Annotated in this window: 14 protein-coding genes; 6 read left to right on the top strand and 8 right to left on the bottom strand. The window is 54.0% G+C overall.

Annotation, left to right across the window (positions count from 1 at the left end; genetic code table 11):
* Window positions 1-78: 78 nt before the first annotated feature.
* From BLP45_RS09415 to lgt, 4 genes are all read right to left on the bottom strand, one after another.
* The gene (locus BLP45_RS09415) at window positions 79-1,224 is read right to left on the bottom strand and encodes a sensor histidine kinase (protein WP_090371993.1); all 1,146 of its coding nucleotides are present in this window, start codon (window positions 1,222-1,224) and stop codon (window positions 79-81) included.
* Window positions 1,225-1,416: 192 nt separating this feature from the next.
* On the bottom strand, window positions 1,417-2,130 hold the full coding sequence (locus BLP45_RS09410) for an SRPBCC family protein (RefSeq protein ID WP_090371991.1): 714 nt from the start codon (window positions 2,128-2,130) through the stop codon (window positions 1,417-1,419).
* A gap of 62 nt (window positions 2,131-2,192) precedes the next feature.
* On the bottom strand, window positions 2,193-2,789 hold the full coding sequence (locus BLP45_RS09405) for a class I SAM-dependent methyltransferase (RefSeq protein ID WP_090371990.1): 597 nt from the start codon (window positions 2,787-2,789) through the stop codon (window positions 2,193-2,195).
* 9 nt (window positions 2,790-2,798) lie between these two features.
* On the bottom strand, window positions 2,799-3,686 hold the full coding sequence (lgt, locus tag BLP45_RS09400; RefSeq protein ID WP_090371988.1) for a prolipoprotein diacylglyceryl transferase: 888 nt from the start codon (window positions 3,684-3,686) through the stop codon (window positions 2,799-2,801).
* A gap of 175 nt (window positions 3,687-3,861) precedes the next feature.
* Here lgt and ilvD point away from each other — a divergent pair, with 175 nt between their 5' ends.
* From ilvD to BLP45_RS09375, 5 genes are all read left to right on the top strand, one after another.
* Complete coding sequence (gene ilvD / locus BLP45_RS09395) at window positions 3,862-5,535, top strand: dihydroxy-acid dehydratase (protein ID WP_090371987.1); 1,674 nt, start codon at window positions 3,862-3,864, stop codon at window positions 5,533-5,535.
* 23 nt (window positions 5,536-5,558) lie between these two features.
* On the top strand, window positions 5,559-7,688 hold the full coding sequence (locus tag BLP45_RS09390) for a thioredoxin domain-containing protein (protein WP_090371985.1): 2,130 nt from the start codon (window positions 5,559-5,561) through the stop codon (window positions 7,686-7,688).
* A 27-nt stretch (window positions 7,689-7,715) separates the two neighbouring features.
* Window positions 7,716-8,027, top strand: a complete 312-nt coding sequence (locus BLP45_RS09385) for a c-type cytochrome (protein WP_090371984.1) — start codon at window positions 7,716-7,718, stop codon at window positions 8,025-8,027.
* Between the two features lie 176 nt (window positions 8,028-8,203).
* Complete coding sequence (locus BLP45_RS09380; protein ID WP_090371982.1) at window positions 8,204-8,965, top strand: YdcF family protein; 762 nt, start codon at window positions 8,204-8,206, stop codon at window positions 8,963-8,965.
* Between the two features lie 120 nt (window positions 8,966-9,085).
* The gene (locus tag BLP45_RS09375; protein ID WP_090372068.1) at window positions 9,086-9,502 is read left to right on the top strand and encodes an OsmC family protein; all 417 of its coding nucleotides are present in this window, start codon (window positions 9,086-9,088) and stop codon (window positions 9,500-9,502) included.
* 22 nt (window positions 9,503-9,524) lie between these two features.
* Here the strand turns inward: BLP45_RS09375 and coq7 are convergent, their stop codons facing one another.
* Window positions 9,525-10,151, bottom strand: coding sequence for a 2-polyprenyl-3-methyl-6-methoxy-1,4-benzoquinone monooxygenase (coq7, locus tag BLP45_RS09370; protein ID WP_090371980.1), 627 nt, complete (start codon window positions 10,149-10,151; stop codon window positions 9,525-9,527).
* 31 nt (window positions 10,152-10,182) lie between these two features.
* A complete protein-coding gene (locus tag BLP45_RS09365; protein WP_090371978.1) occupies window positions 10,183-11,592 on the bottom strand; it encodes a (Fe-S)-binding protein in 1,410 nt (469 codons plus the stop codon).
* Between the two features lie 210 nt (window positions 11,593-11,802).
* Between BLP45_RS09365 and BLP45_RS09360 the strand changes: the two genes are divergently transcribed.
* Window positions 11,803-12,360, top strand: a complete 558-nt coding sequence (locus BLP45_RS09360) for a TMEM165/GDT1 family protein (RefSeq protein WP_090372066.1) — start codon at window positions 11,803-11,805, stop codon at window positions 12,358-12,360.
* 43 nt (window positions 12,361-12,403) lie between these two features.
* On the opposite strand, the gene BLP45_RS09355 is transcribed toward BLP45_RS09360, so the two are convergent.
* Together BLP45_RS09355 and BLP45_RS09350 are read right to left on the bottom strand one after the other, a co-directional pair.
* Window positions 12,404-12,838, bottom strand: coding sequence for a CBS domain-containing protein (locus BLP45_RS09355; protein ID WP_090371976.1), 435 nt, complete (start codon window positions 12,836-12,838; stop codon window positions 12,404-12,406).
* Between the two features lie 174 nt (window positions 12,839-13,012).
* A complete protein-coding gene (locus BLP45_RS09350) occupies window positions 13,013-14,197 on the bottom strand; it encodes a class I SAM-dependent methyltransferase (RefSeq protein ID WP_090371974.1) in 1,185 nt (394 codons plus the stop codon).
* Window positions 14,198-14,210 lie beyond the last annotated feature (13 nt).

Here is a 14,210-nt window from a genome sequence, read left to right as displayed (position 1 = left end):
CGCGGCATCTTCATTTCGCCTTCAGGCATTCGTTCAGTCTCATTGCCCGCCGGCCGCTATTCCTGGATTAATCCAATTTCAGCCGAGCGTAGGAGCATCCTGGTAGGCCCTTGAGTCCAGCGGAATGTCTATGGTGAAGGTTGTTCCTCGGTTTATTGCGCTATCGACTGCAACACTTCCACCATGACTTTCCGCGACATTGCGAACATACGGCAAGCCTATACCCCAACCTTCTTTGTTTCCTTCTTTTGCAGCAACTGCTCTACGGAACACCTGAAATATACACTCGATTTGTTCGGGGGGGATAGGTTCTCCTTCATTATGCACACTCAGCAGCATGCGTCCATTTTGCGAATCGATATTAATTCGAACAGGAGTGTCGGGAGCGCCGTATTTCACCGCATTGCCAACAATATTTTCAATTGCCCTTTTTATTGCCTCACGGTCCCACCAGCCTTTGCACGTATTGCCAACAAATCGAAAGCGTGGACCATGCGCGACAGTAAATTGGTCGCACACTTCCTTCACGACCTTTTGTATGTCGAATTCCTCAAGACGAAGGTGGAGGCGTTCTCCAGCGTGGAATTTTACGGAATCGAGCAAATCCCGAATCATTTCATCCATGCGGCTTAGATTGTCAGTGATTCCTTGCGCAAACTCCTTTATCTTGGCTAAATCTGAAGAGCATTTGATCAGCTCAGCATAAACAAGCGCATTTGATAGTGGATTTCTCAAGTCGTGCGTAAGGGCTGCGATGAATCCTTCGTGCAGGGCCGCTTGCGCTAGAGCGAAGGCATTCACTGCCTCACGTATCGATCCATCAATAGAAACATTGATCAAAAAAAATTCATCGTCGTTAAGCTGAATGCCATTTAGCTTTAGAACATCAAAGATCGTCCATCTCAGTATCTGATATTCTGAAATAACAGAATGGGCATTGTAGTTCGTTAGCCGCGCCCGTTCGCCGCCGTGTTCAGTGGCAACAGTGTTACCTTCATCTGCTGTGGCTCTTGGGTAGCCAGGCGTAATAGCTTCTGCAAGGTTGCAGTATAGGGCGGGTAAGGTATTGATCAGGATTGGCTGGGGCAGTTTTTCGGCTTCCTTGACAGTCTGTCGAAGCCTTTTTCCCCATTCCAGGAGTACTTCGTCTCGAAGCCCGAGCATTTTTCTGGCAGTTGGAGAAAGTTTATCAGTATCGAGATTTTGGTCATTTGCCATAGTCATAATAATTACGCCTTGCTAATTATTCAATTTGTAAACGTACTGAACCTAATTCGGCTTGCGCTTCATTTTTTGGTTTAGCTGTCACTCACTATATTCACCTTTACGTGAATTCGCTACAGGCGCCGGACTTTGGTTAACGAACCGATAAGCGGCGATTGCATATTATGATAAGGGGTTGATTAGCGCAGCTGTTTACTTCTCCGCCGCCGCTTTTTCGGCCGAGCGTTTCATCACAGCCTTGAAGAGTTTGGGGATTGCGATGGTGTTCGACATATTTGCGACAAAGTCGGGGATCAGGCCGCCCGGATTCGTCAGCAATGTGTAGGTGAGCCGAGTGCGGGTGCCGCCATCCAACGGTTCCGCGAGCCATGAGCCTTCGCTGAGCCTGATTCGCACGACGCCCTCGACCTCAGGTTGAGCGTCGGGACGCGCGGTCCATTCGGTCTTGAATACGCCGTTGTTTGCGGGCGTGCCACGAGTCATTCTGAACTTGAGCGGATAATCGCGCTCGCTCACAAACGGCGGCGTAATACGGGTGTACGTCACAACTTCACTGTCGCTCTTGCGGCTGAGCACGCGCGATTCCTTTACATATGGCATGAAATCCGGGTAGTGATCGAAGTCGTTAACCACGTTGAAAACGGTCTCTGGTGAAGCCTCGACTTCGGCGGTTGCCACAATGCTGCGGCCCGCTTCCACATCTTTCGTAAAAATGACAAGCTCGCCGGTACGGTATGCCTCGGTCCAGCCCGCACCAGGGCTTTTGACATCGAGTGCCCAGGCAGGCAGGATGGCAAATGAGAAAGAGAGTGCAACGGCGAGCGCGAAGATGACAAGACAGGGCAGGAGATTTCCCAATAAACCGTATCGATGGTTCAGCGCAGAGACAGTAAATTCTGCTCGCATACGCCCCAAAATCCTTAAACCTGAAGCAGGCCCGTGGTCGCCGCATTCATTCCGCATTATGGTTATTCTTTCGCCAGGCAGATACTACGAAACCAGCCACCCGCGAGCACTGGCACATCCACTTTTAGTTTCAATTGCGGAACACCCGCCAATGCCTCCTCAAATATGACATCCAGCCGCGTAACGATATGCCGCGACAGCAGGTTCAACGTTCGCCTGATCCACGCAGTTTCCCCCGGCTTAAGAAATTTGTCGAGTATCAGCACATTTCCGCCGGGTTTTAGTACACGCGCGGTTTCCCGCAAACAGGCAGCCGCGTCAGGCACTATCGCGAGAATCAAATGCAGCACCACATGATCAAAGGATTCATCCGCGAACGGCAGTGACATACTGTTGCCCCGAATGAGATTCAGGCGATGACCTCCGATGCGGGATTTTGCACGCGTTAACATGGCGGCGGTAAGATCCAGGCCTACATAATGATGGCATAAGGGAAGATAAGGCAGATCCAGGCCGGAACCGATGCCGCTGATGAGGATATCGAGATCGCCTTGCTGCGGCAATTGCCCGAGGCTCGCCGCACGCACACCGGTGCCCGCCGTGGCAAGCAAGGCGTCATAAAGCGGAGCAATAACAGTGTAGGAATGGCGTAAGGACATGCAGAAATCCTACTTCAGATCTCGTCTACTCTTCTTTCTTCCCGGCCTGTCCGGCTTGCTTGGCCTGTCTGGCCTATCTGGCTCGTGCGACTCCAACCCGGGCGACGGCGGACTTCCCTTCGCCCGATACGCCCAAATCAGCATGCCCGCGCCCGCTGCAATCATCGGTAGCGATAACCATTGTCCCATGCTGATGCCCAGAGTCATCACACCTATGAAACCATCCTCCGGTTCGCGGTAAAACTCGGCAAACGAACGGAATACGCCATAGCCGATCAGGAACATGCCCGAGACCGCTCCTACCGGTCGCGCCTTGGCTGAGTAAATCCACATCAATGCAAAGAATGCCAACCCCTCCAGCGCAAATTCATAGAGCTGGGAAGGATGACGCGGCAAGTCGTCCACATGGGGGAAAATCATCCCCCACGCCACGTCGGTTGGGCGTCCCCACAACTCCGCATTGATGAAATTACCAATGCGGCCCGCACCCAGCCCCAAGGGTACCAGCGGCGCGATAAAATCCGTGACAGCCAGCCACTGCAATTTATATTTTCGGGCCAGCAGCGCCATTGCGGATATCACGCCAAGAAAACCGCCATGAAACGACATTCCGCCCTGCCACACCGCAAAGACTTCCAGCGGGTGCTGTAGATAATAGCCGGGCTGATAAAATAATACATGTCCCAGGCGGCCGCCAAGTATAACCCCCAGGACGCCGTAAAACAGCATGTCGTCGAGCATACTGGTCGTGAACGCTCTTTCAGGATGACGCTTGATACGATAGCGGCCCAGCAGTATGAACAGCGCAAATCCCAGGAGATACATGAGGCCGTACCATCGGATTGCAAGGGGCCCAAGAGAAATGGCGACAGGGTCGAACTGCGGATGAACGAGCATAAGGTTTGCTTTTTTTGCGGTAAAATAATGAATTATACGGCAACAGCCGCTTGCCGCAGGGGGCGCTGGTTCGACTGTTTTCTTTCTGTATCATGATTCAACGTTAAAGCACTTCCTCCCGCGACCTCCATGATTCAAGGACTTTCCAGGTTTTCAACACTCTCCAGGAGTATTCATGCCAGATAATCCCCGCAGCCGGGCAATCACCCAAGGTGCGCAGCGCACTCCCAACCGTGCCATGCTGCGAGCGGTGGGTTTCAGTGACAAGGATTTCGACAAGCCCATCGTCGGCATAGCCAACGGCTTCTCCACCATCACACCGTGCAATAAGGGATTGAACGTGTTGGCGATCAATGCCGAAAATGCTTTGAAAGAAGCGGGTGCAATGCCTCAGATGTTCGGCACGATCACCGTGTCGGACGGGATCTCCATGGGCACGGAGGGCATGAAATATTCGCTGGTCTCCCGTGAAGTGATCGCGGACTCGATTGAAACCGCGGTGCAGGCGGAAAGCATGGACGGAGTCATTGCGATTGGCGGCTGCGACAAAAACATGCCCGGCGCAATGATTGCGATGGCGCGAATGAATGTTCCGGCCATCTTCGTTTACGGCGGCACCATCAAACCCGGCCATTATAAGGGAAGAGATTTGACGATTGTCAGTGCCTTCGAAGCAGTCGGCCAATATACATCACACAAGATAGACGAAAGGGAACTGCTTGAAGTAGAGCGCCGCGCGTGCCCCGGCGCCGGTTCCTGTGGAGGCATGTTTACCGCCAACACCATGTCATCAGCATTTGAAGCGATGGGAATGAGCCTGCCGTACTCTTCGACAATGGCGGCGGAGGATGACGAGAAATGCGTGAGCGCCGCCCGCTCGGCCGAAACGCTCGTTGACGCAATCAGGTCACAAATCCGTCCGCGTGACATCATTACCAAAAAATCCATCGAAAATGCGATTGCCGTGATCATGGCGATCGGCGGTTCGACCAATGCGGTGCTGCATTTCCTCGCCATTGCCCATGCGGCGGAAGTGGAGCTCACTATCGACGATTTCGAACGCATGCGCGGCAAAGTGCCGGTACTGTGCGATCTGAAACCTTCCGGGCGGTATGTTGCGACCGATCTGCACAAGGCGGGAGGCATTCCTCAAGTAATGAAGATGCTGCTTGAACATGGCCTGCTGCATGGCGATTGCCTGACTATAAGCGGCCAGACCATCACTGAAGTATTAGAGGGCATTCCTGCAACGCCACGCAAGGATCAGGATGTCATCCGGCAATGGGAAAATCCCATGTATGCGCAGGGACATCTCGCGATACTCAAAGGCAATCTCTCCATCGAGGGTTGCGTCGCCAAAATCACCGGAGTGAAAACACCAAAGATCACTGGTCCGGCGCGGGTATTCGAGTCGGAAGAAGCTTGCATGGCAGCAATACTCGCGCGTCAAATCCGGCCAGGCGATGTAGTTGTCATACGGTATGAAGGCCCCAAGGGAGGTCCGGGCATGCGTGAGATGCTCTCGCCCACCTCCGCCCTCATCGGGGAAGGATTGGGGGATTCAGTGGGACTCATTACAGACGGCCGCTTCTCGGGCGGCACCTACGGCATGGTGGTCGGCCACGTCGCTCCGGAAGCATTTGTGGGCGGAACGATCGCGCTGGTGCATGAAGGAGATGCCATCACCATAGATGCCGAGCAGCGTCTGCTGCAACTCAATGTCTCGGAGGATGAGCTTGCGCGGCGGCGTGCTGAATGGCGAGCACCGCAGCCGCGCTATACACGCGGAGTACTGGCAAAATATGCCAAATCGGTTTCCACTGCCAGCCAGGGAGCAATAACAGATTAATCGCTGGCCCAACACGTAAAACCATGCTCAACCATCTCGTCAACGAAACCAGCCCTTATCTTCTTCAGCACGCGGACAATCCTGTGGACTGGTATCCATGGGGAGAGGAAGCGCTGACGCTGGCGGGTATGCAGAACAAGCCGATACTGCTTTCCGTCGGTTACTCGGCTTGCCACTGGTGCCATGTCATGGCGCATGAATCTTTTGAAGATGCGGAAGTGGCAGCGATGATGAATCAGCACTTCGTAAACATCAAGGTGGATCGCGAGGAGCGTCCTGATCTCGACCAGATTTATCAGACCGCCCTTTACATGCTAACCCAGCGTCATGGCGGCTGGCCGCTGACCCTGTTTCTGACGCCTGACCAAAAACCATTTTTCGGCGGCACATATTTTCCTAAAGCCCCCCGTCACGGCCTCCCGGGCTTCCTGGATCTGTTGCCACGTGTCGCCGAGGCTTATTATGCACGCGGTACGGAAATCGAAAAACAGAGCGTCTCGCTGCTAAAATCGTTCGCTAACCTGCTCCCGGCAAAAACCACGATGACGCCAGCATTCTCGACACAGCCGCTTGATCAGGCGCTGGCGGAGTTGAGAGACCGGTTCGATCCGGTGAATGGCGGTTTTGGTGATGCACCAAAGTTCCTTCATCCCACCGAACTCGAGTTCTGCTTGCGCCGTTACTTTACCACCGGGAATGAGGAAGCATTGGGGATGGCAACCAATACCCTGCAGAAGATGGCGGAAGGCGGCATCTATGACCAGCTCGGCGGCGGTTTCTGCCGTTACAGCACGGATCGGTACTGGCATATCCCGCATTTCGAAAAAATGCTTTATGACAACGCCCCGTTGTTGCGGCTCTACGCCGACGCCTGGCTAGCCACCGGCAACGCCCTGTTCAAGCGGATTGTGGAGGAAACGGCCGAATGGGTGCTGCGCGAAATGCAGCCGCGAAGAGAAGGCGGGACAGAGACCGGGAACAAAGAGAGCGCGACGAGTACAGAGAATACGGAGGTGACGCAGGGCGGTTATTACTCCACCTTGGATGCCGATTCTGAAAACGAGGAAGGCAAGTTCTACGTGTGGGATCGCAACCAGATCGCCCAAATTCTGCTGCCGGAAGAATATGCCGTGATTGCCTCCTACTACGGCCTCTCGCGTAGTCCAAACTTCGAACAGAAGCACTGGAACCTGGAGATCGCCCAGCCGCTTGCGGAAGTTGCGCTGGCTGCCGACATCAGTGACGAAGAAGCGCAACAATGGCTTGCGTCGGCGCGCAGAAAACTTTTCACCGAGCGCGAATTACGCGTGCATCCGGGGCGTGACGAGAAAATTCTAACCAGCTGGAACGGCTTGATGATCAAAGGAATGGCGCGTGCGGGCCGTGTATTCGGGCGCGCCGAGTGGGTGCAATCGGCTGCGCTGGCAGTGGATTTCATTCGTTCCACGCTATGGAAAGATAACCGCCTGCTGGCGACGTATAAGGATGGGAATGCGCATCTCAACGCTTATCTTGACGATTACGCGTTCCTGCTGGATGGTTTACTGGAACTGATGCAAGCCGAGTATCGTCAGGCTGATCTGGATTTTGCCATTGCACTGGCCGACGTGCTGCTGGAGCAATTTGAAGACAGGCAGGCCGGAGGATTTTTCTTCACCAGCCACGATCACGAGAAGCTGATTTTTCGCCCCAAGCCTGGTCATGACAATGTCACACCTTCAGGCAACGGCGTGGCGGCGTATGCTCTGCAGCGACTGGGGCATCTGCTCGGCGAGTTCCGCTATTTGCAAACGGCGGAGCGCGCGCTGGAATTATTCTATTCCACCATATCCCGCCAGGCCAGTTCCTGCTGCAGTTTCCTGGTAGCGCTGGAGCAATCACTCGCGCCGCCGCAGGTTGTCATTCTCCGCGGTCAGATGCATGCTCTGGCGGAATGGAGACAAGCATTGGTGTGCGGTTCCCCTTATACGCTTATATTTGCCTTGCACGCGGAACTTGCCGGGCTGCCGTTGAGTCTGAATAAACCGATGGCAACGGATAAAGCTGTCAACGCGTGGGTCTGCCACGGCGTTAAATGCTTACCGGAAATCTCTGACTTGCGGGAATTGCTGCGCGTCTGCGAAATTCAAGGTAAGATAGAATCCCCTTTCTAACTAAATTAACGGATAAAAGGAGCAAGCATGAAAGCTGTCTGGATGGGAATGGTTGCAGCATCAGCCCTGTTGATCGTCGGTACCGCGCAAGCGAACGCGGACTTGGCAAAAAGTAGCGGTTGCATGAATTGTCACACGGTTGACAAGAAATTGGTTGGACCAGCATTCAAGGACATTGCAGCCAAATACAAGGATGATGCGGACGCCCCAACCAAACTGGCGGAGAAAGTGAAGAAAGGAAGCCAGGGAGTTTGGGGTCCGGTTCCGATGCCGCCGAATGCAAACGTCAGTGACGACAATGCCAAGGCCCTGACGACGTGGATCCTGACACTTAAGTAAAGCTTACGTACGCCGACGTTAGTTAATAAAAAAGCCGACGGATCCGTCGGCTTTTTTATTTCTCGATTGGAACAATGATATCGGCAGATAATGACGTTACCGATTTTATGCCGCACACGTATGTTATATCAATAGGAATAACTTGCTTTCCTATTCATGAACCCACCAATTGAGTCATGGGCTGGTTTACGACGACCTTGGTAAGCGCATTCTTGCTTCCTCCATTAAATCTCATTCTGTTGGGTGTCATGGGAGTTCTGCTTCTCAAGCGCCGCCCAGTGGCCGGCAAGGTTTTGGTGGCAGTCACGCTGACTCTCCTTTATCTGCTGTCTACCCCATTTGTCGCTGAAACCGCACTGCGTAAGCTGGAAACGCTACCTCCTCCCAGCTTCGCCAATAACGGTATACAAGCCATCGTAGTGCTGGGTAGCAGTACATATTTCAACGCCCCGGAATATCATGGCCATACTGTAAGCCGCCTTGGCCTGGAGCGCGTTCGATACGCCGCGCGGCTACATCGGCTCACTGGTAAACCGATATTGGCGACGGGTGGAGGCCCCCTGGGCAGCGGCATCTCTGAAGCGGCACAAATGAAGGCGGCGTTGGAAAAGGAGTTTCTGGTTCCGGTTAAATGGATAGAAGGAGCTTCCGGAAATACCCGCGAAAACGCCTACAAAAGCTTCGCCATGCTGAAAAAAGACGGAATTACGCATATCGCGCTAGTTACTCACGCCTGGCATATGCCAAGAGCATCACGGGAGTTTGAACAGGCCGGCTTCAAGGTTACACCAGCGGCTACCGCATTCACTACGAGATATAAAACGAACTTGTTCGCATTCATTCCCACTGCTGAAGCCCTGCAAAAAAGCAGACTCTTCCTGCACGAAGCCATTGGCATGTTATGGTATCGACTGACCCCGGCGCCTGATCCACCTTAAAACCTTGCATTTAATCTCATCACCCGTGACCGCGGCCGCTCTCGCCACGCTTTATGCCGGATGCTTTACCTGCAGAACGGGATTAAAATAATGCCTGAAAATGTTTTCGGAAAAAACAGCATGAAAACACGTATTGAGTGGAAGGATGGAATGAGCTTTCTAGGCGAATCCGGCAGTGGCCATACGGTGCTGATGGACGGACCGCCGGAAGCGGGCGGCAGAAATCTGGGACCGCGCCCGATGGAAATGGTGTTAATGGGGACCGGAGGCTGCACCGCTTTCGACGTGGTGCTGATTCTTAAAAAAAGCCGTCAGGACATCAGCGATTGTGTGGTGGAAATCGAAGCGGAGCGGGCACAGGAAGAACCTAAGGTGTTCACCCGTATCCATTTCCATTTCATCCTGACCGGGAAAAAACTGAAGCCGGGGCAAGTGGAGCGGGCCATCAGCCTTTCCGCGGAAAAATACTGCTCCGCCTCGATAATGCTGGAAAAAACGGCGGAACTAACCCACGACTTTGAAATCCTGGAAGGATGAGCTTTTCGTCAAATCCCCCTGGTCAAACCCAATACGCGGTTTTTGTCATGACTTTTGATCCCAATTTCATTGCCAGCTTCACGGGCACCGGCAATTCCGCGCCGCCGTGGGACATGGCCGCTGTCGCATGGCCCGCTTCATCCACCTGCATCTGTGCGACGATGGCACGGCTTTTCCGGTCTTGACGCGGTAACCGCTTCAAGTGTCCAGCCAGATGGACTTCCACCTGGCGTTCGGTTTCCGCCAGAAATCCGAGGTTCCATTTATCGCCGAGCATGCCGGCCAATGCGCCAATAGCAAAGGAGCCGCCATACCAAAGGGGATTCAGCAGGCTTTTACGCCCGCTTAATTCCGCGATACGCCGCTCGGTCCAGGCAAGATGTTCGGTTTCCTCACGTGCGGCTTGGGTGAGGGTATGCTGCACCTCCGTATTACGCGCGGTAAGCGCCTGCCCCTGGTATAGCGCTTGTGCACAAATTTCGCCGACATGATTGACGCGCATCAGGGCGGTAGATTCGCTTTTTTCCGAATCATTCAATTCGATTTCCGGCAGTTCGGTTCCGGGAACAGGACGCAAGGTTTGTGCCGGCGTCAACAACGTACGCAGCGCGTGATCGAAGCCGATGATGAATTTATCGATATTTGGCATAAGAGTTCTCTGGCAAAACGAGATACTTGCATTATATACCCATCTGCCGCGCCAATAGCGTTACCGGATGCAGCACTTCGGTCTCCGACGCTGCTGTGCGTAAAGCACTGGCAATATGCATGGCGCAACCGATATTGGATGTGGCGAGGTAGTGCGCGCCACTCGCATCGCATGCAGCCGTCTTGTCATGCAGCAGTGCCTTTGCCATCTCCGGCTGGTCGAGAAAATATGTTCCGGCCGCTCCACAGCATTGATCATTCCCGGCAAGAGGCACAACCTGTGAGCCGGGAATGCGCGATAGCAATGTATAAGGATGGGCGGTACCGCGTAACGCGTTCCGCAGACTGCATGGTTCATGTATCGCTATTTTGCGAGGCAACGGTGCAAGCTGTACGTCATCCCATCCATCAGCCGCCGCGAGAAATGCGCTGATATCCATCACCTTGGTGGAAAAATTGCGAGCTTGAGCACCCTTCAGCCACTCGCCGGAAAGATCGGCACCCGCTTCCGGCTGCCCCGGGACAGATCTTCCCGGAGACTGTCTTAACGATTGTGATAGGGGGGGAGAAGGGTATTCAGCCAATTGCGCGCCACAACCCGATGCCATGCTTATCACCGCGGACAAATTCAACCCGTCAAACGCATTCATATTCTGATGTGCCAGCTGTGCCGCCATGTGGCTATCTCCACCATGTTGGTGCAGGGCGCCGCAACAAGTTTGCATCGGTGGCACATGTACCGTATAACCCAGGCGGTTGAGCACGAATATTCCGGCATTAAGCGTAGCGGCATCCGTCAGCCGCGCCACACACCCAAGAAACAGACCGACCTCGCCGCGCGGTTTGCCAATTGAAGGATAAATTGCTTGCCATGATTTGGCCACACCTGTTCCTGTTTCAGCGGAAAAAGAGCAGGGCATATCGACGCGTGGCAACTGCGCCTCCAGCAAGGCGAGCTTTGTTTTACCCAGTAAGCCGGATTTACGCACCAATTCCTGCATTCCGCTTCTCTGGTAAAAACGCAAGAACGGACGAAACGCATCCAGACGTGCTGGTTTGGCGATTAACTCACGCTCCAGCACGCGACGAAACCAGGATTCCCGCATTATTTTCCCCTCCAGGAGAGGAGGAGCGGATGCCAGCATCCTGGCGCGAGTCCCGTCTATCAATTGCCCGAAATTTACGTGGCTCGGACAGGCCGCCTCACAGGCGCGGCAAGTGAGACACCGGTCCATATGCAATGCAAAACGTGCATTCATGGGGATACGTCCTCCCGCAACCCCGCTCATCAGGGCGATGCGCCCGCGAGGTGAATCGGCCTCTGATAACGTGATGCGATATGTAGGGCAATGCGGCAGGCAAAGGCCACACGCAACGCAGCGGTTAGCTTCGGCGGCTAGCCAATCGGAGGAAACATCAGGCGGAAGATCAGAAGGTTTTATGATCGTCTCCGCCGAAAGAAAAAGGCCATGGGTAGGGGTGCCGATGAAAACTTCCCTGAAAATTCAGGATTAATCACAATCCGCTCCAGCGTCCCCTCGAATTGCTTACAGGCAGTTTGGGCTTTGATCATTGAAATCATCTGAATGGAAGAAGAGTATTGGACAGAGAAATCACGTTACAATTCTCCGCTCTTTTGCATCGCCCCCACCTTGGAAGCCTTTTTCACATCCACCCTGCTGGTCGCTCTCGCTGAAATCGGCGACAAGACTCAGCTTCTTTCATTTGTGCTGGCGGCCAAACTACGGCGGCCCTATCCCATCATGGCAGGTATTTTTGCCGCCACGATACTTAATCACGCGCTGGCGGCCTCCATCGGTGCCTGGCTGGCAAGCCTGATTTCGCCGCAAGCTCTCACCTGGATCGTCGGACTGTCATTCATCGGTTTCGGCTTGTGGGCGCTGAAGCCCGATACACTCGACGGAAATCCGCGCATTTTTAGTGCTGGCGTGTTTGTCACCACGCTGGTCGCTTTCTTCGTGGCGGAAATGGGAGACAAGACACAGTTTGCCACTGTGGCGCTGGCGGCGCGCTACGATGCGCTGGTGCTGGTTGTGTTAGGAACCACGTTCGGGATGGTGCTCGCGAACATACCGGCGGTCTGGATCGGCAAGGCACTCGCCGACCGTATCAACATGAGGTGGATGCGGTGGTTCGCGGCCGCTTCGTTCGTCCTGATGGGGCTTTGGTCACTTGCTGCGGGTGAATAATTACCCAGCTATGTCGTAAAGGGCAATCCCGACGTCATGTCGATTAGCGGATCCCGTGTATGTAACGTTCGAGCTGATGAATGATGAATTGCTGCCCGGAAATGGCATCTTTAACCAGGTCGCCAATGGAAACAATGCCGACCACCTCATTGTTTTCCAGCACAGGCAAATGGCGTACCCGCATCTCGGTAACCAATGCCATGCAATCTTCAGCCGTATAATCGGGACTGACATATGCCACTTGCGGAGTCATGATTTCTCTTACGCGAATATCTTTCGCGGACTTATCCAGCAGGTATGCCTTGCGCGAATAATCTCTTTCCGTAAAGATACCGGCCAGTTTTCCATCTTGCAGCACCAGCAATGCGCCAATGTTCTTTGCGGCCATCAATTGCATGGCGTCGTATACGGACTTATCCGGCTCGATGCTTGCAACTTCAAATCCTTTGCCTTCCAGTAATTGCTTTACAGTCGCCATGACATCACTCTCCCGCACCTCGATTTGGAACGCTCGCCCTGTTTAGCGAGCCATCCAATCATAGCACGTCAGCGTTGCGATCTGGGCGGTTTGTCCAGTTTGCGAAGCGGCAAGATCACCGCTATTTCGTATCCCGCTGCCACCCGATCCATGACAGTATTGAATGGTGGGGTTTTACAACATTCGGCTTTTATCTCCACGGATGAACCCGGTAAGAGGTTGGAAAATGTTCCTGCCGACAGCAATCACTTTGAACAACTCACCCATTTCAGCGGGGCTCGTCAGCTTTTGCAACTGGTTCGCCAGCGGCAAATACTCCTTTGTGCTGTCTACTGACGTTCGCGCCAAGGTTTCGGTTATTCTGCAGTTGATGAGGAAATTCGCCTGAGTGGTATAACCCAACAACTCCAATCCCGCAGCGGTCGCGGCGTTCGCAACGGCAGTGAAATCCACATGACTGGTAATATCCTGCAAGCCCGGCAGATAAAACGGGTCGGCGTGGGCATGGTGACGATAATGGCACATCAATGTCCCACGATTGCGCTGGGAATGATAATACTCGCTCCGCCCGAAACCATAATCGATCAGCACTACCGCGCCCTGTTGCAAAATGCGCGCGAGACTGCGCATGAAGCCCCTTGCAACAAGACTGATTTCGCTGACGTAGGCGCCAGCAGCGCCGCTGTCAGGATCAATCGGAGGCGTTAACTGGCATGCAGCCTCGTAAAGCTCTCCTTCCGTGAGCGCTCGCTCGCTCCAGCTGAAGTTATCGCCCCCCCACGCTACACCGCGCTCGAACAAACCGGCATCACGCCACATCACCAGATGCACCGGCATCGCGTCGAGTACCTCGTTGGCAAGCATCAGCCCCTTGAATTTGGCGGGAAAATGTTCAAGCCAGATTACCTGCGCCGAGAGATGCGGCGCAAACCTTTCAAATAACTGCCGTTGCCGCTGTTGCAGCTCTGCACTGACTTCAAGGATAAAATACTGTTCTGGCAAGCTGCCGAGTTTTTCCAGTTCAAGCAGCAAATCGAGCGCAAGTTTCCCGGTGCCCGCACCAAATTCCAGAATATCCCCACCGCCTCCGTCCATCAATTGCAGCACCTGGGCCGCCTGCCGTGCCACAGCCATGCCGAATAGTGAAGAAATTTCAGGCGCGGTGACAAAATCTCCGGCACCGCCAAATTTGGCCGCGCCGCCACTGTAATAACCCATGCCCGGGGTGTAAAGTGCCAGTTCCATGTACCGCGCAAACGAAATCCAGCCGCCCGCCGCGGCAATCTCGGCGCGAATCAGCTCCAGCACGGCGCGGCTATGCTGGAAAGCCGCTTCGCTTGGTGTGGGTAGTGACGGCATCGGCTCTATGGTA

It is taken from the genome of Nitrosospira sp. Nl5 (assembly GCF_900102495.1).
GTDB lineage: Bacteria > Pseudomonadota > Gammaproteobacteria > Burkholderiales > Nitrosomonadaceae > Nitrosospira.
The sequence above is the reverse complement of the archived record's forward strand: the minus strand, read 5'-3'. Positions and strand labels throughout refer to the sequence as shown.